General features: G+C 67.3%; 20 protein-coding genes. 9 read left to right on the forward strand and 11 right to left on the reverse strand.

Translation table 11 applies throughout. The annotated features are described in order from the left end of the window. Positions 1 to 283: 283 nt before the first annotated feature. The 6 genes from ptsP to P3102_RS37545 form a co-directional block, all read right to left on the reverse strand. Entirely contained in the window at positions 284 to 1,930 is a 1,647-nt protein-coding gene (gene ptsP, locus P3102_RS37520; protein ID WP_276365410.1) for a phosphoenolpyruvate--protein phosphotransferase, read from the reverse strand. 68 nt (positions 1,931 to 1,998) lie between these two features. Further along, a complete protein-coding gene (locus P3102_RS37525) occupies positions 1,999 to 2,859 on the reverse strand; it encodes a ribokinase (RefSeq protein WP_276365411.1) in 861 nt (286 codons plus the stop codon). 319 nt (positions 2,860 to 3,178) lie between these two features. After that, positions 3,179 to 4,333: a hypothetical protein gene (locus tag P3102_RS37530; protein ID WP_276365412.1), complete on the reverse strand. Its 1,155-nt coding sequence runs from the start codon at positions 4,331 to 4,333 to the stop codon at positions 3,179 to 3,181. A 27-nt stretch (positions 4,334 to 4,360) separates the two neighbouring features. Next, entirely contained in the window at positions 4,361 to 5,632 is a 1,272-nt protein-coding gene (locus P3102_RS37535; protein ID WP_276365413.1) for a hypothetical protein, read from the reverse strand. A 3-nt stretch (positions 5,633 to 5,635) separates the two neighbouring features. After that, a complete protein-coding gene (locus tag P3102_RS37540) occupies positions 5,636 to 5,953 on the reverse strand; it encodes a hypothetical protein (RefSeq protein ID WP_276365414.1) in 318 nt (105 codons plus the stop codon). A 25-nt stretch (positions 5,954 to 5,978) separates the two neighbouring features. Next, positions 5,979 to 6,527, reverse strand: coding sequence for a YbaB/EbfC family nucleoid-associated protein (locus tag P3102_RS37545; RefSeq protein WP_276365415.1), 549 nt, complete (start codon positions 6,525 to 6,527; stop codon positions 5,979 to 5,981). Between the two features lie 187 nt (positions 6,528 to 6,714). On the opposite strand from P3102_RS37545, the gene P3102_RS37550 reads away from it, so the two are divergent. The 5 genes from P3102_RS37550 to P3102_RS37570 all read left to right on the forward strand — a co-directional run bounded on the left by P3102_RS37550 (position 6,715) and on the right by P3102_RS37570 (position 10,365). Beyond that, a complete protein-coding gene (locus tag P3102_RS37550; protein ID WP_276365416.1) occupies positions 6,715 to 7,086 on the forward strand; it encodes a hypothetical protein in 372 nt (123 codons plus the stop codon). Between the two features lie 78 nt (positions 7,087 to 7,164). Then, a complete protein-coding gene (locus P3102_RS37555; RefSeq protein ID WP_276365417.1) occupies positions 7,165 to 8,559 on the forward strand; it encodes a hypothetical protein in 1,395 nt (464 codons plus the stop codon). Positions 8,560 to 8,561: 2 nt separating this feature from the next. Then, on the forward strand, positions 8,562 to 9,317 hold the full coding sequence (locus tag P3102_RS37560) for an ESX secretion-associated protein EspG (protein ID WP_276365418.1): 756 nt from the start codon (positions 8,562 to 8,564) through the stop codon (positions 9,315 to 9,317). A 14-nt stretch (positions 9,318 to 9,331) separates the two neighbouring features. After that, the gene (locus P3102_RS37565) at positions 9,332 to 9,730 is read left to right on the forward strand and encodes a hypothetical protein (RefSeq protein WP_276365419.1); all 399 of its coding nucleotides are present in this window, start codon (positions 9,332 to 9,334) and stop codon (positions 9,728 to 9,730) included. 32 nt (positions 9,731 to 9,762) lie between these two features. After that, positions 9,763 to 10,365: a DUF3558 domain-containing protein gene (locus P3102_RS37570; RefSeq protein ID WP_276365420.1), complete on the forward strand. Its 603-nt coding sequence runs from the start codon at positions 9,763 to 9,765 to the stop codon at positions 10,363 to 10,365. On the opposite strand, the gene P3102_RS37575 is transcribed toward P3102_RS37570, so the two are convergent. Next, on the reverse strand, positions 10,349 to 11,434 hold the full coding sequence (locus P3102_RS37575) for a hypothetical protein (protein ID WP_276365421.1): 1,086 nt from the start codon (positions 11,432 to 11,434) through the stop codon (positions 10,349 to 10,351). The genes P3102_RS37570 and P3102_RS37575 overlap by 17 nt on opposite strands. A 97-nt stretch (positions 11,435 to 11,531) precedes the next feature. On the opposite strand from P3102_RS37575, the gene P3102_RS37580 reads away from it, so the two are divergent. Continuing rightward, positions 11,532 to 12,251, forward strand: coding sequence for a TetR/AcrR family transcriptional regulator (locus P3102_RS37580; protein ID WP_276365422.1), 720 nt, complete (start codon positions 11,532 to 11,534; stop codon positions 12,249 to 12,251). A gap of 1 nt (position 12,252) precedes the next feature. Here P3102_RS37580 and P3102_RS37585 read toward each other — a convergent pair whose 3' ends face one another. The 3 genes from P3102_RS37585 to P3102_RS37595 form a co-directional block, all read right to left on the reverse strand. After that, on the reverse strand, positions 12,253 to 12,990 hold the full coding sequence (locus P3102_RS37585) for a 3-oxoacyl-ACP reductase family protein (RefSeq protein ID WP_276365423.1): 738 nt from the start codon (positions 12,988 to 12,990) through the stop codon (positions 12,253 to 12,255). A 106-nt stretch (positions 12,991 to 13,096) separates the two neighbouring features. Next, positions 13,097 to 15,952 (reverse strand): leucine--tRNA ligase, encoded by a 2,856-nt coding sequence (gene leuS / locus P3102_RS37590; protein ID WP_276365424.1) that lies wholly within the window; start codon positions 15,950 to 15,952, stop codon positions 13,097 to 13,099. A 170-nt stretch (positions 15,953 to 16,122) separates the two neighbouring features. After that, positions 16,123 to 17,274, reverse strand: a complete 1,152-nt coding sequence (locus P3102_RS37595) for an esterase-like activity of phytase family protein (RefSeq protein WP_276365425.1) — start codon at positions 17,272 to 17,274, stop codon at positions 16,123 to 16,125. A 65-nt stretch (positions 17,275 to 17,339) separates the two neighbouring features. On the opposite strand from P3102_RS37595, the gene P3102_RS37600 reads away from it, so the two are divergent. Beyond that, the gene (locus tag P3102_RS37600; RefSeq protein WP_276365427.1) at positions 17,340 to 17,762 is read left to right on the forward strand and encodes an SdpI family protein; all 423 of its coding nucleotides are present in this window, start codon (positions 17,340 to 17,342) and stop codon (positions 17,760 to 17,762) included. Here the strand turns inward: P3102_RS37600 and P3102_RS37605 are convergent. Further along, positions 17,759 to 18,340 carry a YqgE/AlgH family protein gene (locus tag P3102_RS37605; RefSeq protein WP_276365429.1) on the reverse strand — a complete coding sequence of 194 codons (582 nt, stop codon included), beginning with the start codon at positions 18,338 to 18,340 and terminating at the stop codon, positions 17,759 to 17,761. The two genes, P3102_RS37600 and P3102_RS37605, sit on opposite strands and share 4 nt — an antisense overlap. Before the next feature lie 310 nt (positions 18,341 to 18,650). Here P3102_RS37605 and P3102_RS37610 point away from each other — a divergent pair, with 310 nt between their 5' ends. Both P3102_RS37610 and P3102_RS37615 read left to right on the forward strand, forming a co-directional pair. Further along, a complete protein-coding gene (locus P3102_RS37610; RefSeq protein WP_276365430.1) occupies positions 18,651 to 19,262 on the forward strand; it encodes a YbaB/EbfC family nucleoid-associated protein in 612 nt (203 codons plus the stop codon). Then, positions 19,262 to 19,579 carry a WXG100 family type VII secretion target gene (locus tag P3102_RS37615; RefSeq protein ID WP_276365432.1) on the forward strand — a complete coding sequence of 106 codons (318 nt, stop codon included), beginning with the start codon at positions 19,262 to 19,264 and terminating at the stop codon, positions 19,577 to 19,579. Before P3102_RS37610 ends, P3102_RS37615 begins: the two co-directional genes overlap by 1 nt. Positions 19,580 to 19,581: the final 2 nt, after the last annotated feature.

Raw genomic sequence — 19,581 nt, forward strand, 5'->3', positions numbered from 1 at the left:
AGCCGGGCCTGGGTGACGGCGTTGCCCAGCGTCCCCACGGTCGCGATACCCAGCGCGTAGCCGAATTCGTTGCCGGGCTGCGAAAGCGAAGCCGCCGAACCGGACCCGCGCCTGCCTCGCCCTGCGTCAGCAGCACGAACCCGCCGACGTCGCCCGCCGGTCCCGTGACGATCAGCAGGGCGGGATCTTTCCCGCTCAGGGGAGCAAGGGACCTTTGCTGTCGCCGCGGTCTCCAAGGGCGTCCTGCGCCCGACGGAGACCGCGGCCCTTTGGCGGGTTTCCGTCAGCGCGCGGCAGGGGGCACCGCGGCGGCCTGCCTCGCGGACACCGGGTCCGACGTGGCCAAGACCGCCTCGGCGAGCGCCTCGCACTCGGCCAGTGTCGTCGCCGCCAGGCTCGCGCCGACCGCGCGCACGGCGGGCGCGTTCATCGAGAGACTGGTGAGGCCGAACCCGGCCAGCACCAGTGCGAGCCGCGGGTCGGCGGCGGCCTCACCGCAGACACCGGCGGGTTTGCCGGTGTCCTTCGCGGCCTGGCCGACGACCTCGAGCAGGCGCAGCAGCCCCGGCTGCCACGGGTCGTTGAGCTTGGCGACCGCGCCGAGCTGGCGATCCGCGGCGAAGGTGTACTGCGCGAGGTCGTTGGTGCCGACGGAGACGAAGTCGACCGCGTCGAGGATCTCGCGGGCGGTCAGCGCGGCGGCGGGAATCTCGATCATCACGCCCGTGCGGGCGATTCCGGCGGCGCGGGCACGTTCGGCGAACCAGGCGGCCTCGGCGGCGGTGGCGACCATCGGCGCCATCACCGAAACCTCGGCGCCGGAGTCCTGCGCGGCACCGGCGATGGCCTCGAGCTGGCGATCGAGGATCTCGGGCCGGTCGAAGGCGACCCGAAGCCCGCGTACGCCGAGCGCCGGGTTGGGCTCGGCCTCGGGCTCCAGGAAGGCGAGGGGTTTGTCGGCGCCCGCGTCGAGTGTGCGGACGACGACCGGTTTGCCGCGGAACGGCGTGAGCACGGCGGTGTAGGCCTTGCGCTGCTCTTCGACGCTCGGCTCGGAGGACGCGTCGAGATAGCAGAATTCGGTGCGGAAGAGGCCGACACCCTCGGCGCCCGCCTCGGCGGCGGCCTGGGCGTCGGCGGCCGAACCGACGTTGCCGAGCACCTTCACGCGGTGGCCGTCGGCGGTCGCGCCCGTGCCGTTCCATTCGATCGTGCCGGTTTTGGCGGCCGTGACGACGGCGGCGTTCGGGTCCGCGACCTCGACGACGCCGGTGTCACCGTCCACCGCAAGCGCTTGCGCATCGAGCGCGAGAACTCCGCGGACCGCGACGACGGCGGGGATGCCGAGCGCGCGGGCGAGGATCGCGGTGTGGCTGGTGGGTCCGCCCTCTTCGGTGACGAGCGCCAGCACCTTCTCCGGGTCGAGGCCGGCGGTGTCGGCGGGCGCGAGGTCGCGCGCGACGAGCACACTCGGCGACTCGAGGTCGGGGACGCCAGGAGGCGCGATACCGAGAAGCTCGGCGACGAGCCTGTCGCGCACGTCGAGAACGTCGCGCGCGCGCTCGGCCATGTAACCGCCGGCGGCCGCGAGCGCGTCGGCGAACTTTCCCGCCGCCTGGTGCACCGCGCGCGGTGCGGGCAGATCCTGGTCCTTGACCAGCTGTTCGGCCGACGAGACGAGCGCCGGGTCGGCCGCCATCGCCGCCGTGGTGACGAGAATCGTCGAGGCCTCACCGGTCGCGATCTCGGCCAGCTTCTCGAGCCGTCCCGCCACGATCTGCGCGGCCGGGGCGATTCGAGCGGCCTCGGCGGCGGGATCGGCCGGTGCCGGCGTGCTCGCGGGTTCGCCGAGCGGTTCGGCGACCCGGACGACAGGACCGCTCGCGCGGCCGGGACTGACGGCGACCCCGGTCAAAGACTCAGACGGCATGGTCTAGACCATATCTCATCGGCGGCATGACCTGACTCATAGCCGACAGCACAACACAGAAGTACACATCATTCCAGTTCGGACGCTGTCGGATACGACGGCTGCGCGCCCTGGCGGGTCACCGTGATCGCCGCCACCTTCACCGCCTTACGCGCGGCCTCGGCCAGCTTCTCGCCCTTCGCGAGCGACGTCGCGAGCGCGCCCGCGAAAGCATCACCGGCGCCCGTGGTGTCCACGGCCTCGACCTTCGGCGACGGCACCTCCGTCACGCCGTCCGCGGTCACCACCGCCGCCCCCTTCGCGCCGAGCGTCACGACAGCGGCCTTCGGACCGAGATCGAGCAGCTTGGGAAAGTCTGCCGCGCCACCGAGCAGGAACGCTGCCTCGTGCTCGTTGACCAGCAGGATTTCGAGCCCCTGAAGCGTTTTCGCGGAAAGCTCGGCGGCCGGAGACAGGTTCAACAGCGTCCTCACGCCCTTTTCGGCGGCCTTCGCCACGGCGTGTTCGACGGTCTCGAGCGGAATCTCCAGCGACAACACCACGATCTCGGCGCCGTCGAGATCGACGTCCTCGGGCCGCAGGCCGGAATTGGCGCCGGGCGAGACGAGGATCGAGTTCTCGCCGTCGGGGGTGACCGTGATGTAGGCGATCCCAGTCGGACGCTCACTCGTCCGCAGCAAGTCCGTGTCCACCCCGGACTCCGCCAGCGACCGCTTGAGCAACTCGCCGTACGGATCGTCACCGACCGCCCCGAGCAGCGCGACGTCGGCGCCGAGCCGGGCCGCGGCGACCGCCGTGTTGGCGCCCTTGCCACCCGGTGACAAGATCGTGTCGCCACCGAGTACTGTTTCGCCACCCCCTGGTCGCCGGTCGACCGGAACGACGAGATCGGCATTGGCGGACCCGATGACCAGCACCTGAGAAGTCATGGAGGAAACGATGCCATGACCAGCAGTTGTCCGGGCATGACCCTTCTTCCGGCGAAGATGTGAAGAACTTTGTAACTTTCTCGGCGCGTAGTGCGACAATCAGGCGAGCAGCGGAACGCCGACACTCTTTCGGGGGATAACCTTCCCCCGGGCGTCATTTCGGCGATCACGCCCGCTCTTGAGATGCGTTGCCGCTTCACGCGGTGACGTTGCCCCGAACCCGGCTTGCCGGGGATGGGGCATCGGGTCGCCGGCGTCGATCACGTAGCCCCCCGAGTGATCGGCGCCGGCGGCGCCCCGGCTCTGCATGACGGGACGGTCAGCCGACTACGGCTGTCTCCCGGAACTCGACGTTTCGCGCCGCACTCATGGCGCTCTCGAACTCACGACGCGCGTTCGCCGTGAACGGCTCCGCCAACCGGTACCAGCCACCATCGAGAACCTCGGACTTCTCGTCGTAGCGGTCCCGGCGGGTCAGAGTCGCCAAGCGTGGATGACGGATCGAAAAGTCCTTCGAGGCGGGAAGAAACTCCAGATACCTGGTCTTGTTGTCGACGCCCCACCGCACGGCATCGATCTCGTGCCACCAAACACCCGCGACTGAACCGTAGGTGCGCAGGAAAAAGCCACGGGGCCCGAGTTCGAGGACGGCCATCCGCTCCTTCTTGTGCGTCTCGCTCTCGAATCCATCGACCACCATCGTCACCACGAAGAGGCCGAAGAGGACCACGAACGCGCCGACTCGCACGGCGGTGACATCGGTGGCGGCGGCAACGACGAGACAGCACACCTCGATCATCAACGAGCAGAGGTGGAACGCCTTGAGCTTCCGCTTGTCCCAGCCGTTGACATGAATCTTCACCGCGTCGTCCTCAATGACGAGGTCTTCTCCACGTTCACGCGCGGCATCGACGATCGGCTCATCGGGCTTCGGTGCCACGGCACAGTTGTCGTCCTCGATCTCGACCTCGACATAGCGGACGAGGACGGGCAGCAGCTGCTCGGCCTCCCGGGAGCTGAGGTCGACATCCGAAATCTGCAGGTCCCCATCCGGTTCTCGGGTGAGACCTGTCGAACGGGCATCGAAATCCGGCCCGGGCCGAAGAACCAGCATGAACCGGTCAGTTCCCGGTTTGCGATGTGTGTACTCGCGAAACTTGAGGCTCAGGACAACCTTTTCGATGTCACCCCATGGAGCGGTCCAACTGACCAGGCCGTTCTCGATTCTGGTGATACCTGCCGATTGGACGACCAGCTCGTCAGCAGGAGGCGGCGTCCGGTAGTTACGCAACTCGATAGTGCCGCAATAGACGAAAACAGCACAGAGCACACCGCAGACTATGCGTACCGCCAACTGCTGGTCACTGAACACGGCGAAAACCATGACAGCAGTCAGTGTGCTGAACAGAACGACCAACACCAGATGACCGAAGACGGCCGGCGTTCGCGAGATCACCAACCGATCATCGGTCACTTGTGGGTCCTTTCGGGATTCTGACGCTCACAACGAGCCCGAAATCCGGTTTTCACCAGGTTGGTCGAAGATCGGCGACTCCGCGTCTTCCGCAGCTGTTTTGTCACCAGCGACCACTCCAGAAGCCTGTGACCCACCGACGGGCTCTGGAGTGTTCTGCGGCGCTCCGCCCGCGCTATAGGGACCAACGTAACCTGCTGGAGGCTGGACTTTCCGACTCGGAGGCTCGTCCTCGGAGCCGTCGAGGACGCCATCGGCCATCTTCCCGTAGAACTTCCGCTTCTCCTTCGTCAAAGCTTCCTGGAAGTCCTTGCCGTGATCTTCCTTGATCCTTCGGACCACATTGTCCTGCACCTGGGAAAGATTGTCAGCGAAGGACTTGCTCTTCGCCGTGTCCTCAAGCGCGAAAATGTGCTTACGAGACTCGGGCAGATCATCTCTCGCCTTCGCGACCTTGGAAGCGAAGGTCCCGCTCTCCTCGACGGCATCGACCGCGTTCTTCCCGCTGCCTGTGAACCGCTTCAGCGCTTTCGGCGTCAAAGCGTCTTTGATCTTGTCGAAACCGTCAGTAAGACGTTTGAAGAGCCCCTTGGCCTTGTCGAACGCCTTGGTCAGCTTTTTGATCCAGCCGAGGCACCGTTGTGCGTAGCCGATGGCCTTCGGCGTTCCCTCCGCGGCGATGCCGGCGGGCATTGCCGGCCCCGGGTAGCGCATCGCGATGCTCACGAGTTTCCCGAGACACTCCGAGATCAAGTCTCGGACTATGGTCCGCACCACCGCAAGGATCATCTTGCACACGCTGACCAGAGTCCCGATGGAATTCGCGCCCGAGGCGATACCCGCGTACAAGTCGGCGCGATTCTTGGCGAAGGCCCGGTAAGCGTCCGCGGCTTGACCGGTCCAATTCGCGCTGTCGCGGTCCGTCGCCTTGCTCAGGTCTTCACTTACGGATTCGAGCTCCTTGCCGATGTTCTCCCAGGTCCCGATCATGTTGTCCAAAGCGACCTGATCGCCGACCAGCCAGTCCAGCGGCTCACGGAGAAACGGGACGTGTTCGATGATCCAGCCGAACGCCGAGGCCGCCAGAGTGCCGATCGGATCGGCGACGAGATCGGCAAGGCCGCTCGCGCCGTTGGCGAAGTTCGCCAGCCCTTCCGCCCAGTCACCACTCGATATCTTGGCGCCCGTGTCCCAGAAATCCTGGAGGATTCCCGCGCCTTCGAGCGAGCTCTCATCCTGTGCGGCGTCCGTCTTGATCAGCGGATTGGGACCTGGTGCCACGACGGGCGTTTCTGCCATCGGTCAGTCCTCCACCTTGAAGAGGCTCTTGAACTCGTCTTCCTGCATTTGTTTCCTCTGTTGCCACGTGTGCACACGATCGGCATGGTCGGCTGAGGCCACGACAGCCGACTCGATCGCGCTCCGCGCCAGACTCTGCACCGTGGCGCAAATCGCGGCGAGAGGAATTCCGACCAGGCCGAACGCTTCATCGCCCATTGCCGCGTCTGCGGCAGATCCGGTCATCGCGACTCGCTGCCCCAGGTAGTCGATCGTGTCGCGATGTGCGGCGAGCTCTGCGGGATCGACCCTGAAGTCTTCGCTGCCTTGTGGCTGTCCCATTGCTTCCTTCCCTCGAAAATCCCGCTCAGCGCAGGAAGTCGCCGCCGGTGAAGTAGTCGTCCTCGTGGTCCGTCTGCTGCCTGCGCGCGGCGCGCGGTGGCGCGGGTGTGGCCGGAGGAGCGGGCGACTTCGGGGCGGGAGGGGGCGGAGGCGTGTCGAGTTCGTCTTCGGCGACGAAACGGGCGTCCTCGTCCACCGCTTGGTGTCCGCCCTCGACGTAACCCGTCGGCTCGGGTTCCGGGTACTCGCTCTGCAGCTGGTCGACCAGCTCGTTCATCGTCTCGGTGCCCGCGATGGACGGGACACCGGTCCGCATCGCGCTCGCGAGTTTGCTCTGGGCGCTCTGGACGACGCGGAGGATCTCCTGCGCGAGCGCCGGGTCGTCCCGCACGGACGGGCCGATCTCCAGGCCCACGAGGTTGCCCGCGTGATTGACCTTGACCGAGATCTGGCCGTCTTTGCTGCGTTCGGACACCGAGACGCCTTCGATCTCGGTGCGCATCCGATTCGCCTTTCGCTGGGCATCGGCCAGCTTGGCCTCGAAATCAGCGAAGAGCTGCTCAGGGTTCGACACGCGAACCTCCCCCGTTCACGTCGTAGCCATTCGGCGACCGAGTGTTGCATACCCGTTTGACGGCGGGGAACATTTCGCACGCATCCACGCCCCGGTCGCGGGGATCACCACAGATCCCCGGTTTTCCCTACTCGGGTCGGCGGCCAGCCCCGTATCTGTGCAGTTCAGGAGTCCCTAGCGTGCCGGTATGACGATTTCGGACTGGAAACGCGCGATCTACGCGCTGCTCGTTCTTCCGGGTTACCTCGGTGGCGCGAAGGTCCAGCGTCGACTCGCGCGGCGCTGGCTCGGGCAGGGGAGCAGGACACGGCCACGGTTCGCTGCGGCTTTCGGTCTGAGCGTGGTCGCGTTTCTACTCGCTTTGCTGCTTTTCTACCTTGTCGGGCGCATCGCGACCTATGGGTTCTTCTGGACCGGGAGCGACCCCGGGGGCACGTGGGGCGGGCCGACGTTGGCAGGGGCGTGGTTCGTGCATTTCCTCGTCGCGCTCGGAATGGCCATCCCGATCTTCCTGGTGCTCCGGCCGATCACCCGGCTGCAGGCTCGCCTTCTGGGTTGAATCCACCCACCTGGTGTAATCGGCACGGTATTGTGCGTGAGCGCAACATCTCAACCGATTGGGCCGGGGAGGGCTTCGATGGGTTTGTTCGGGGACGTGTGGGAGGCGGCCGCAGGCCTGCTCGGCAAGACCGGCGCCGGTGCAGCGGCCGGTTTCGTCGTGGGCGGGCCGGTCGGTGCGATCGTCGGCGGAATCGTCGGGTCGAACGTGAGCGACGGCTCCGGAGCGGTCAATCAGGGCGGAATGACGCCCAAGCAGCTGCTCGAAGCCGTGCTGAACGGCCCTGGCACCGGCTCGCTGGAAGAGGCGCGCAGGGTCGGAGGTGAGCAAGCGCGGAACCAGACCCAGCTCCATGACGGGACCCGCGGCGTGATGACGGCGTTGGAGTCCGCCTGGACCGGGGGCGCGGCGGACGCGGCACGGGCGAGACTTCAGCCACTCGCCGACTCGTCCACGTCCGCCTCATCGAGTCTCGAGCGCAATTCGGGGCTGACCCAGACGCAGCTGGATCAGTTCGTGTCGCTGAAGAACTCGCTGGACCGCGAAGTCGCCGCCGACCCGCCGACCACGGGCACCTATGACGACGTGACGCCGTGGGACACCGACACCGAAGACAAGGTCAACCAGTACAACCAGAAAGCGCAAGCGAACCTCGACCGCTACAACGCCTACAACGACCAGTCGAGCTCGAACACCGCAGGCCGGACCATCGACTACGGGCAACTCGGCGCGTTCGACGGCGGGGATTTCAAGGTCGACGACAGCCGCCCCGGCCCCGGTGACAGGGACAAGGTGCGCGGGTTCGACGGGCGCTCGGATCCCGGCGACGGCGGATACCGGCCCCCTCCGGGCGGGGTGCAGCCACCGCCTCCGGGCGGAGTGCAGCCACCGCCACCAACGGGACCGCCACCCGGCCACGAAACCCCGAGTCCGCGGCCGTATGACCCCCCTCACTCTCCTCAGCCTTCCGATCCGGGCTTCCACCCAGGTCAGTACGATGACGGCACACGGGCGGCGGGCTACACGCCTTCGCAGCCTTCGTCGTATCCGGGTTACCAGCCGCCGCCCTTCGGCCCCGGAACCGGTGGCGGCACCAATTTCGGCCCCGGTGGTGGTGGCGGTGGTTTCGGACCGGGATTCGGTCCCGGCGGCGGTGGCGGTTTCGGGCCCGGCTCGGGGTCGACCGGTGGCCCGGGAAGTGGCGCCACGCCCGGCGCCGGCCGCGGCAGCGGGGCGATGGCTCCCGGTCAGCCTGGCCAACCGGTCCGCCCCGGAATGCCCGGTGGTGGTCCCGCCGGGGGCACGGGCAGGCCTGGCGCACCCGGAATGGGTCCGATGGGCACCGGTGCGGGCAAGGGCAAGGGCGGCGAGGACGAGGAGCACCAGCGCGCCTCGTATCTGCAGGAACCCGACCCCGAGAGCGTCTTCGGCGGCACCGACACGAAGCCGGTCCCGCCGGTGATCGGGCTTTGACCGTGTTCGAAGCACCCCTGTACCTGCCGAAGACCGTCCTGCTCACCGCGTGGGAATGGGAGCGCCACGGCCCCGCGCCCGCGGCACTCGGCCCGGACCACCTGTGGCTCGCCGAAGACACCAAGAAGAAACTCGACGACGCGGTGCTCGACACCCTCACCGAGCTGAAGCTGGCCTCCGCCGGCACTTTGACCAGAGAGTTCCGGAACCTCCTCCGGGTGCTGGCCACCGGCCCGCTGCGGTTCACCGCCTGGCTCGGCGACATCGAGTCGGACGAGACCGGCAACATCCTCGTGTCGGCGTCCGGCCCGGACGCGGTCCGGGTGATCCGCCAGGACGAAAAGATCCGCATCGACGTCGTCGACCCCGGCTACGGCGCCGAATCCTTGGTCGACATGTTGCCCCCGGTCGAACCGGCCCGGATCACCCCGTTCAGGATCCCGAAAGCGCGCTTCTCCGGCCAGCCGGTCTACGAGGATTCCTACGACCTCGATGACCCGACCGAGGAGCCCGCCTACGACCCACTGCCCTTCGCGCGGGAACTGATGGCGGCGAAACGCACCGGGGTGCACCAGCTCTACGCGGTCAACAGCGGCATCAGGAGCACTCCGATCACCGCGGTCGATACAGCTCACGCCGGACGCGTCCTCACCTACGTGCTGCCAGGCGAGGACGGCGAACCGCTGGTCGGCTTCGAACCGGGGAGCAGGGACATCCTGGTCGACGTCCTCTACGCGACCCTGCACGGACTGAAGTAAAGGGGGAGATCTCGATGACTTCGTTCTTCGGAGATGTCTGGTTCCAGAACAGTGACGACGTCGTCGGCGGTGGAGCGGCGCCGGCGAGTGGTCAAGGCTTCACCATGAGCGGCGATGAGATGCGTGCCTTGCTCAAGAAGTGCCAAGACCAACGAGACTTCATCCGCGAAATGCAAGACAATGCATGGAAACTGCATCAAGTCGTAGCACCAGGAAATGAACCTGCAAGCAAACATGCGGTCTACGGCCCGAACGGAATAAAAGAAACCGGGGTATATTATGAGGGCCACTTGCGATTCCAGGATAACTACTTCACGGAACTGATCCTCCGACTGGAAAAAGCGCTGGGATTGACCGAGGAAACCGACCGGCAAGCAGCCGAAGCAACCAAGAAACGCGGGTCACTCGAATGACTTCACTGCACCAGGTGGCCACTCTCGCACTCGTGGCCGCCGGCACCCTGCTCCTGGCAGCGTGCGACGGTAACCGTGCCACTCCTGGCACTCCGACCGCAGGCACGAACTCACCCACCGCATCGCCGAGCACGGCGGGTCTCCCGCACAGCGGAGCGCCCGCTGTACAGAACCCGCTGCCCGCCAAAGTCCTCGACGGAAGTCCCTGTGACAGTGCCCTTACCGTTCAGCAACTCGAATCTTTCCTCGGCGAACCGGATCCCGCCAAGCCCAGCACCGACGCTCTCGGCACCGCTTGCAGGTGGAATGCCGCGTCCGGTAGTGGCGCAGGATTCACCGTCAGCTACCAAACCAAGTCGGACCAAGGCATCAGCCTCGCCTACCAAAGTGTGAAATCGGAAGTCGCTCGCTGGGTGGAGCTCACTCCTATCGACGGCTATCCCGCGATCGGGTACGGCGGAAATGCTCCGGGCGACGAACGACATTGCGTCGTGGTGGTCGGCGTCTCTGATCAGCTCGCCTACTCGGTTTCCCTCTCCCGAGGAGACAAAGCGGGCCGCGAGGGCAAGGACTCCTGCATCCTCGGCCGTGACGTGGCGGCTGAAGTCCTGAAGAATCTCAAGGGGAGGGCGTAAGCCGGGCATAAACGGCCTCGGCGCCTTTGAGCAGGTTTTCGCGAGTCGTCGCCGGGTCGGTTTTGGCGGCGACGACGCTGACCTGCACCATCGAGCGCCCGCCGCGGAACAGGATCTGCCCGCCGTCGGCGCCGAAATCACCGCAACTCGCCTCGCCGATCGGCCGGGGCAACGGCTCGCCCCGGCTGAAGTCGCACTGTTCGCGGACGGCGGCGACGGCGGAGTCCGGTACGGACAGCACGGTCTGGCCGACGGTGACGCTCGGTGCGATTCCCTCCGAGAGGTCCACCTGCCCGGCGCGATCACAGCGCATTTCGACACTGTTGTACTTCGAGCCGGGGGTTTCGCTCAGACTGAACAGATCCCGTTGCAGGCCATCGGTCGGCCGTTCGGTGATAGTGGTGAAGACGTCCGCGGGGAAAGCCGCGCACGGGTCGGCGACGAGGTCGTACGGCGCGGGGTAGCTGTGTATGGGCATGGACCGCGGCCCTTGGGCGATCTTCCGGCGGATGCCGTCGAGCAGCGTCGTCAAAGCCGCTTCGGGATCGGAAAGCTTGGTGAAGCCGGTGATGCCGAGTTCCAGAATGTTGTAGTCGGTCTGGAGGCTCACCTTGATGTCTTCCGGTGACCTTTCGGACACCTGTCGAGCACCGACCTCCAGGACGGCGTCTCGCCAATCCGTCCGGCGCGAAAATCGCGAGTGCAGGACGTGCAGGCTCACGCTGGTACCGGCCACGGTGACGCTGCCGCCGCAGGTACTCACCCACAGGCCCTTTCCGGCGAGTTCGGGGCGGTCTCCGTCGGTGGTGCTCAGGCGATCGCCGCCTTGGAGGAAGCCGTCCTTCAACGCCATCCCCGCGGCAGCCAGCACATCGGAGGTGAGGATCGCGCAAGCGTTGTGGACGAAACCGCCCTGGAAGACCGCGGGCGGTTCGGTGCTGGGTGTCTCCTTCAGCAAGAAGCGCCGCGGTGGCGGCGGGGAGGCCGCGGCCTCGTCCTCAGAGCCGGATCGGGGAACACAGGCCGCGCAGAGCAGTACGGGCACGAGCAACAGCAGTAGACGTCTCATCGAACAGGAACGCTATGAGTTGCGGAGGCGGAAACCAGCCCGCGAGAGCGTGAGGCCATGCGGCTCCGATCCCGCACTGACCACCTAGAATGCGCGGATGACCAACACCGGCCGCAGGAATCGTGAGCGGGCCGCGACCGATCAGGACATCCGCCGGACGGCGCGGGCGCTCTTGGTCGAGCAGGGACCGGAGGCCGTGACCTTGCGAGCGATCGCACGCGAACTCGGCATCACGGCGCCGGCGTTGTACCGCTACTACGGCTCCCGTGACGATCTGGTCGAGCACCTGCGTGCGGACGTCGTCGCGGATCTCGCGGCCGGACTCGCCGAGGACATCGCGCAGCTGCCGGACGAGGGCGCCCGGCAACTTTTCGCCATCTGCCGGGGATTCCGGCACTGGGCGCTCACGCACACCAAGGAGTTCACGCTGGTCTTCGCGTCGCCTTCGGGCGATGACACGTTGAGCAGGCTGGACGAGCCGTTCGGGCGGATCTTCCTCGCGGCGGCGGGCCGGGTGCTGGCGATGCACGACCTGGTGACACCGTCGAACGACGTGGTGCCCGCCGAGCTGCGCGACGATCTCACGTCCTTCCAGGAGGAATTGCTCGTCGTGCTGAAGGAGTCCGGCGCGACGTTCCCGGTGGAGAAGCTCGACCTCGGCGTGACGTACCTGATGATCCAGTTCTGGACCCGGCTCTACGGGCACGTCACGCTCGAGGTCTTCGGCAACCATCCGATCCCGTTCTCGAAACCGGACGTCCTCTTCGAGGCGATGCTGGCCGATCTCGCCCGCGAGATCGGCCTCACCGCGGAGTGAGTTATGCCGCGTGCCCGCCGTCGACCGAGACGGTCGCCGCGGTCACGTACTTGCTGTCCGGCCGGGCGAGGAACGACACGGTGGCGGCGACCTCCGACGGCGAACCGTAGCGGTCGAACACCGTCAGGCTCCGCTGGTCGGCGGCGTACGGGCCGTCGGCCGGGTTCATGTCGGTGTCGGTCGGGCCGGGGTGGACGATGTTCACGGTGATTCCACGCGGCCCGAGTTCCCTGGCGAGCCCCTTGGTCAGGCCCAGCAGCGCGGTCTTGCTCACCGCGTACAGCGACATCCCGGGGCCGGGAACGCGGTCGGCGATGCAGCTGCCGATGGTGACCACGCGCCCGCCGTCGCCGAGGTGCCGGGCCGCGGCCTGCGTGGCCACGTAGACACCGCGGACGTTGACCGTGAGCACGCGGTCGATGTCCTCCAGGCTCGTCTGGTCGAGGGGGCCGACGAAACCGACGCCCGCGTTGTTGACCAGCACGTCGAGCCCGCCGAACTCGGCGACCGTCGTGTCGACCGCGGAAACCAGAGCCGCGGCGTCGGAGCTGTCGGCCTGGATCGCCAGCGCGCGACGGCCGAGCGCCTTGATCTCGTCCACGACACCGGCAGCGAGCGCCGCGTTGTGCTGATAGGTGAGTGCGACGTCGGCGCCGTCCTCGGCGAGCCGGATCGCCGTGGCGGCACCGATCCCGCGGCTGCCGCCGGTCACCAAAGCCACCTTGCCGTCGAGGGTCATGGGGTGTTCTCCGTTCGATTTCGTTGTCCTTGAACAACTCCATCGAATCGCCTCATGCCCCTCGACGCTGGCGCAAATCGGTCTTGGTGTCACAGCCGCCACGGCACTACAGCACGATGTTGACCAGCCGCCCCGGGACGACGATCACCTTGCGCGGTGTGCCGTCGCCGACCAGTGCGGCGACCTTTTCGTCGGCCAGCGCGGCCGCCTGCACGGCGTCCTTGCCCGCGTCGGCGGGCACGGTGACGCGCGAGCGCACCTTGCCGTCGACCTGGATCGGGTACTCCACGGAGTCCTCGACCAGGTACTTCTCGTCGACGACCGGGAACGGCCCGTGCACCAGGGAATCCGCGTGGCCCAGGCGCTTCCACAGCTCCTCGGCCAGGTGCGGGGCCAGCGGCGCCAGCATCAGCACCAGCGGCTCCACCAGTTCGCGCGGCGTCGCCTCGGTGCCGCCGTAGGTCTTGGTGACGTAGTTGTTCAGCTCGATCAGCTTCGCGCCGGCCGTGTTGAACCGCATCTCCGCGTAGTCCTCGCGGACCCCGGCCACCGTCTTGTGCAGTTGCTTGCGATCCTCGTCGGTAGCGTCCGCAGTGGACACCCGCAGTTCGCCGGTCCCCTCGTCGACGACCAGCCGCCACAGCCGCTGCAGGAACCGCTGCGCGCCGACGACATCCTTGGTCGCCCAAGGCCGCGAGACGTCCAGCGGGCCCATCGACATTTCGTAGAAGCGGAAGGTGTCGGCGCCGTAGTCGGTGGACATCTGGTCGGGCGTCACGACATTCTTCAGGCTCTTGCCCATCTTGCCGTATTCCTGCTTGACCTCTTCGTCACCGAAGAAGAACTTGCCGTCCCGCTCCTCGACCTGGTCGGCCTGGACGTAGACGCCGCGTGCGTCCGTGTAGGCGTAGGCCTGGACGTACCCCTGGTTGAACAGTTTCCGGTACGGCTCCTTGGACGACACGTGGCCCAGGTCGAACAGCACCTTGTGCCAGAACCGCGAGTACAGCAGGTGCAGCACCGCGTGCTCGACACCGCCGACGTACAGATCCGTGCCGCCGGGGTCGTCGACGCCGTGTTCGGCGGGACGCGGGCCGACCCAGTAAGACTCGTTCTCCGGCGCGACGAACACGTCCGGGTTGGTCGGGTCCAGGTACCGCAGCTGGTACCAGCAGGAACCAGCCCAGTTGGGCATGGTGTTGATGTCGCGGCGGTAGATCTTCTTGCCCTGCCCCAGATCCAGCTCGACCTCGACCCAGTCGGTCGCGCGCGCCAGCGGCGAGGACGGCGTGCTGTCCCTGTCCTCCGGGTCGAAGGTCACCGGCGAGTAGTCGGCGACCTCGGGCAGTTCGACCGGCAGCATGCTGTCCGGCAGCGGGTGGACCTGGCCGTCCTCGTCGTAGACGACGGGGAACGGCTCGCCCCAGTAGCGCTGGCGCGAGAACAGCCAATCACGCAGCTTGTACTGGACGGTGCCGCGGCCGTGGCCGTGCTCCTCCAGCCAGCCGATCATCGTCTTCTTGGCCTCGCCGACGCCCATGCCGTCCAGGAACCCGGAGTTGATCGCGGGCCCGTCGCCGGTGAACGCCTTGCCGTCGAAACCGTCCGTCGGCTGGACGGTACGGATGATCTCCAGGCCGAACTTCTCGGCGAACTCCCAGTCACGGGTGTCCTGGCCGGGGACGGCCATGATCGCGCCGGTGCCGTAGCCCATCAGGACGTAGTCGGCGACGAAGACCGGGATCTCCTTGCCGTCGGCCGGATTCACCGCGTAGGAGCCGGTGAAGACGCCGGTCTTCTCCTTGCTCTCCTGACGATCCAATTCGGACTTCCGCGCCGCCGCCGCACGATAGGCGGCGATCGCTTCGGCGGGCGTCGCCGCGTCGCCGGTCCAGCGGGCGTCGACGCCTTCCGGCCAGGTGGCGGCGGTCAGTTCGTCGACCAGCGGGTGCTCGGGGGCGACCACCAGATACGTGGCGCCGAACAGGGTGTCGGGACGGGTGGTGAAGACCTCGATCCGCTGCTCGCCCGCCTCGAACGACACGCGCGCACCGTGCGAGCGGCCGATCCAGTTGCGCTGCATGGACTTGACCTTCTCGGGCCAGTCCAGCAGGTCCAGGTCGTCGACCAGCCGGTCGGCGTAGGCGGTGATCCGCATCATCCACTGCCGCAGGTTGCGGCGGAAGACCGGGAAGTTGCCGCGCTCACTGCGGCCGTCGGAGGTGACCTCTTCGTTCGACAGCACCGTGCCCAGGCCGGGGCACCAGTTCACCGGCGCCTCGGACAGGTAGACCAGGCGATGCGAGTCGATGATCTTCAACTGCTCGGCGCGGGTCAGCTCGCACCAGTTGCGGCCGTCGGGGATACGACGCTTGTCCTGCGCGTACTCGGTCTCCAGCTCGACGATTGGCCGGGCCCTGCCCGCCTTCTCGTCGTACCAGGAGTTGTAGATCTGCAGGAAGATCCACTGGGTCCACTTGTAGTAGTCCGGGTCGATCGTCGAGATCCGGCGACGCTCGTCGTGACCCAGGCCCAGGCGCCGGATCTGGCGCAGGTAGGTCTCCATGTTCTCTTCGGTCGTCTTGCGCGGGTGCTGTCCCGTCTGCACCGCGTACTGCTCGGCGGGCAGGCCGAACGCGTCGAAGCCCATCGTGTGCAGCACGTTCCGGCCGATCATGCGGTGGTACCGCGCGAAGACGTCGGTCGCGATGAAGCCCAGCGGGTGGCCGACGTGCAGACCGGCGCCCGACGGGTACGGGAACATGTCCTGGACGAACAGCTTGTCCGACGGGACGGACGAACCACCGTCGCTCTCGTCCGCGAGGGGGCCGACCGGGTTCGGCGCGTGGTAGGTGCCGTGGTCGGACCAGTAGTCCTGCCAACGCTGCTCGATCTGGCCCGCCAGCTCCGCGGTGTAGCGGTGCTGAGGGGCCGAGTCGGCGCCTTCGCTCGCCTGGTTCATCGCCGAAATCCTCCGTGCTCATCCACGTCAAGCCACTCCAGAAACAACTCGACCCCTCAGCCCGGAGGGCATGAGGGGTCGCCGCGCTGGTCCCGGCCGATCCGCCGAGTTCAGCGCGGCAAGCCGAGGAGCAGCCGAGCCGTGTTCATGAGTCCAGTTTAACCCGCTGGTCAAAGCCGTTCCGCGGGGACCGCCAGAGCGATGAACTGGGTCACCTGGGTCGCCGAGAAGTTGTTGTCGCTGACGAGCACCAGACCGCGCTCGCCGTTCGGGAGCCGCGGGCCCCAGGTCATCCCCTCGACGTTGTCCACAGTGGACAACTTGAAGTCCGCCAGGTCCGCCAGCAGGCGCTTCTTGACCGGTTCGACCTTTTTCGCGTCGGCCAGCGAGGACATCCTCAGGATGTTCGTGGCGCCCTTGGTGTCGATCTCGTAGATGCGGATCTTGTTGCCGACGCCGGTGACGAACGAGCGCTCCATCACCAGGTAGCGCGTCGGATCGGCCTGGTCGACGGCCAGCAGCGACGAGATACCGGTGGTCGCGAAGGCGCCGGGCGGGTTCGGCGACGCGAAGACCTTCTCCTGCGGGTACGCGTACTGCGCCAGGACCGGCCCGAACCGCGACTGCACGGTGATCCGCGAAAGGGCGCCGGAGGTGGTGTTCGCCTCCGGCCCGTCCTGCAGCAGCGGCCCCTCGACCGAGCTGGCGACCAGCGAGCCGAAGCCCGCGAAAGTGAGGCCTTCGAGAGCGAGGTTCTGCCTCGGCCCAGCCGTCTCGGTCATCTTCTCGTTGGCGGGGATCGGCAGGTCACGGACGTAGGCGCCGTCGCGTTTCGCCTCGCGGATCGACGGGTCGATCCGTGCCGCCGCCGACCGCTCGCCCTCCTGCGACCAGACGTACCGGCCGGTCCAGGGGTCGACGCGCAGCTCTTCGGGGTCGATGGTCTGCATGTTCGGCGGCTGCGCGGGGTCGTTCTTCGCGAGCGGCGGGTACGGCGTGCCGTCGGGACGCAGGAGCGGCTTGGTGCCGGTGAAGGTGACCGGGCCGAGTCCCTTGGCGTCCAGGGAGAACTCGGCCGTGTAGAACCGGGCCGGGTTGATCCCGGACCGGTCGTCGCAGATCAGCGCGTACTCGCCGGTGCGGGGGTCGAAGTCGATGCTGGAGAGACCCCCGACGACCGTGCCCTCGTAGGGCAGGGCGTTCGGGACGATCTGTTCCCCGATCAGGCGAAGGGGACGGTGACCCGCTTCGGCGGCGGGTGCCGCCGTCAGGGTGAGGGGGACGGCCCCGATCAGGGCGAGGGCGACAGCTCGGCGTGACATGGCCTATAGCACAGTCGATCAGGGTATCCGGGAGGTTGCCGGAACGTCACGCTTATCCTCGTGGAGTGTTCGTCATAGCGCTGGTCCCGATCGTGCTGGGTGTCCTCGTCGGCTGGGGTGGGTTCCTCGGCCTGCGTGAGAAGCTGCCGCGTGACCGCGGCGCCGGTGTGCGCACCGCCGCCACGATGCGCGGTGAAGAGGCCTTCCGCCTGGGCAACAAGGTCGCCGGGCCACCGACGCTGGCGGGCGGCGTGATCGCCGTCCTGGCGGGGATCGCCGCACTGGTCATGCCGACGACGTTCGGGCTGCTGCTCGCCTCGTTCGTGGGTGTGCTCGGGATGATCGCGCTGGTCGCGGCCGGGGGAGTGCTCGGCAACCGCGCCGCCGCGACGGTCCCCGAACCCGAACCGGAGCGGCCCGCCGGATGCAGTGGCTGCGCCTGCGGGACCTGCGGCGTCTTCAAGAAGGCCGACACCGCCACCGCTTAATTGCGCTGGAGATCTCCCGGGTGGGTGGCCAGCAGCGCCAGCGGGATGCCCTGCCGCCGCAGCACCTGACCCCAGAGGTCGTGGTCCGGTGAGGCGAGGACGTCGCTGGGCAACGCCGGGGCGATCACCCAGTCGTCCCGTTCGATCTCGTTCGCCAGCTGGCCGGAGTCCCAGCCCGCGTACCCGGCGAACACCCGCACACCGCGGACCTTCGGGACCAGCATCTCGGGATCGGTGTCGAGATCGACCAGCGCGACCGGACCGCGGACGGCGATCACCCCCGGCACGCTGGACGCCGTCTCACCGGTCCGCAACGCGGCCAGGCACAACGCCGTCTTCTTCTCCACCGGACCGCCGACGAACACCGACTGCGGTTCGGCGACGTGCCCGCCCCAGTTGGGGAGCACGTCGTACACCGGGACGTCACTCGGCCGGTTGAGCACGACCCCGAGCGTTCCCTCGTCCCGGTGGTCGATGACGAACACGACGGTCCGCCGGAAATTCGGATCGAACATCGTGGGGGCGGCGACCAGGAGCGTTCCCGGTTCGACCTCGGCGTCCGCTGGCACGTCCGCCATGATCCCACTTCGAGTGGGGACAAATCGTCCGGCACTGGGAACAACAGCATCACGAGCACCGTTGGACACAACGGTCGGTGCGCTTTCCGTGTCCCCCGGGCTCACTGAAGAACCGCCTTTGTGGAATACCGTCCGGCTGGAGCCACACTGCGCATAGCCGCCGAGAGGCGACCCTGAAGCGCACCGGCCGCCTCCCTGCTCGCGGTGCGAAAAGGGAGAACCGCTGATACGGCTCCGCCCTTGGCATTAGGGTGACGCTTACCGACACCGGGTGGCGTAGGCCCGGGATCAAGTACTTCCGGGGGCTCAAGTGACGACGGCCGGCGACGACAGCGCACGCCTCGAAGCGCGCAATGCCGCCATGAAGGACCAGGTCGACACGCTGCTCGAGCAGTTCGAGCGCCAGACGGCCCAGCTCAGGGACGCGCAGGAAGCCGCTTCGCAGACTTCGGCGACGGTGGTTTCGCAGGACGGCCTCGTCCGCGCCACCATCGACGCGACCGGCACGCTCGCGAAGCTGGAGATCCAGCCGAACGCCTTCGAGCGCACCACTCCCGCCCAGCTGGCCAACACGGTGCTGAACCTGGTGCGTCAGGGATCACTGCAGGTCAAGCAGCAGGTCGCCGATCTGATGGCGCCGATCACCGAAGGGCTGCCGGATCTCTCGGACCTCATCGAAGGCGCTCCTTCGCTGCAAGGGCTGCTGCCGTCGATTCCCGACTTCCTCGCGGAAGAAGAAGAGACGGCGCCGTCGAAGTCCGACGAGGACTTCGACGCGCCGCTGATGATCAAGGACGACACACCGTCGCCTCCGCCGGCCCCGCCCGCGCCGCCGGCACCGAAACCGGTGCCGAAACGGGTGCGCCGGCAGGACGACGATGAGGAAGAACCGCCTTCGAGCTGGATGACCAGGGGGGTCTGATGCCGAACGGTGGGTTCACCGCGGATCCGGACGCGGTGAAGACGGCCGCGGCCAAGCTGGGGCTGGCCGCGGATCAGCTGGACGACGCGGGCAAGGAACTGCTGGCCGCGATGAACTCGCTCGGCCGATGCTGGGGCGACGACGACGCCGGCAAGGAGTTCGCCAAGGACTACGAGCCGGGCGCTCAGGGCTCGTCCGAAGGGTTCGCGAACGTCGTCGAGGCGCTGCGGGGCATGCAGCACAACGTCGAACGGTCGATGACCGCGTTCACGAACGCAGAGGAAGAGATCAAGACGACGCTGGACAAGAAGGTCTAGCG

The sequence above is a fragment of the Amycolatopsis sp. QT-25 genome, assembly GCF_029369745.1.
GTDB lineage: Bacteria > Actinomycetota > Actinomycetes > Mycobacteriales > Pseudonocardiaceae > Amycolatopsis.

Coding starts and splice junctions, on each gene's coding strand:
- ptsP (WP_276365410.1), bottom strand. CDS start 1,930: ATGCCGTCTGAGTCTTTGACCGGGGTCGCCGTCAGTCCCGGCCGCGCG.
- P3102_RS37525 (WP_276365411.1), bottom strand. CDS start 2,859: ATGACTTCTCAGGTGCTGGTCATCGGGTCCGCCAATGCCGATCTCGTC.
- P3102_RS37535 (WP_276365413.1), bottom strand. CDS start 5,632: ATGGCAGAAACGCCCGTCGTGGCACCAGGTCCCAATCCGCTGATCAAG.
- P3102_RS37540 (WP_276365414.1), bottom strand. CDS start 5,953: ATGGGACAGCCACAAGGCAGCGAAGACTTCAGGGTCGATCCCGCAGAG.
- P3102_RS37550 (WP_276365416.1), top strand. CDS start 6,715: ATGACGATTTCGGACTGGAAACGCGCGATCTACGCGCTGCTCGTTCTT.
- P3102_RS37555 (WP_276365417.1), top strand. CDS start 7,165: ATGGGTTTGTTCGGGGACGTGTGGGAGGCGGCCGCAGGCCTGCTCGGC.
- P3102_RS37565 (WP_276365419.1), top strand. CDS start 9,332: ATGACTTCGTTCTTCGGAGATGTCTGGTTCCAGAACAGTGACGACGTC.
- P3102_RS37575 (WP_276365421.1), bottom strand. CDS start 11,434: ATGAGACGTCTACTGCTGTTGCTCGTGCCCGTACTGCTCTGCGCGGCC.
- P3102_RS37580 (WP_276365422.1), top strand. CDS start 11,532: ATGACCAACACCGGCCGCAGGAATCGTGAGCGGGCCGCGACCGATCAG.
- P3102_RS37585 (WP_276365423.1), bottom strand. CDS start 12,990: ATGACCCTCGACGGCAAGGTGGCTTTGGTGACCGGCGGCAGCCGCGGG.
- leuS (WP_276365424.1), bottom strand. CDS start 15,952: ATGAACCAGGCGAGCGAAGGCGCCGACTCGGCCCCTCAGCACCGCTAC.
- P3102_RS37595 (WP_276365425.1), bottom strand. CDS start 17,274: ATGTCACGCCGAGCTGTCGCCCTCGCCCTGATCGGGGCCGTCCCCCTC.
- P3102_RS37605 (WP_276365429.1), bottom strand. CDS start 18,340: ATGGCGGACGTGCCAGCGGACGCCGAGGTCGAACCGGGAACGCTCCTG.
- P3102_RS37615 (WP_276365432.1), top strand. CDS start 19,262: ATGCCGAACGGTGGGTTCACCGCGGATCCGGACGCGGTGAAGACGGCC.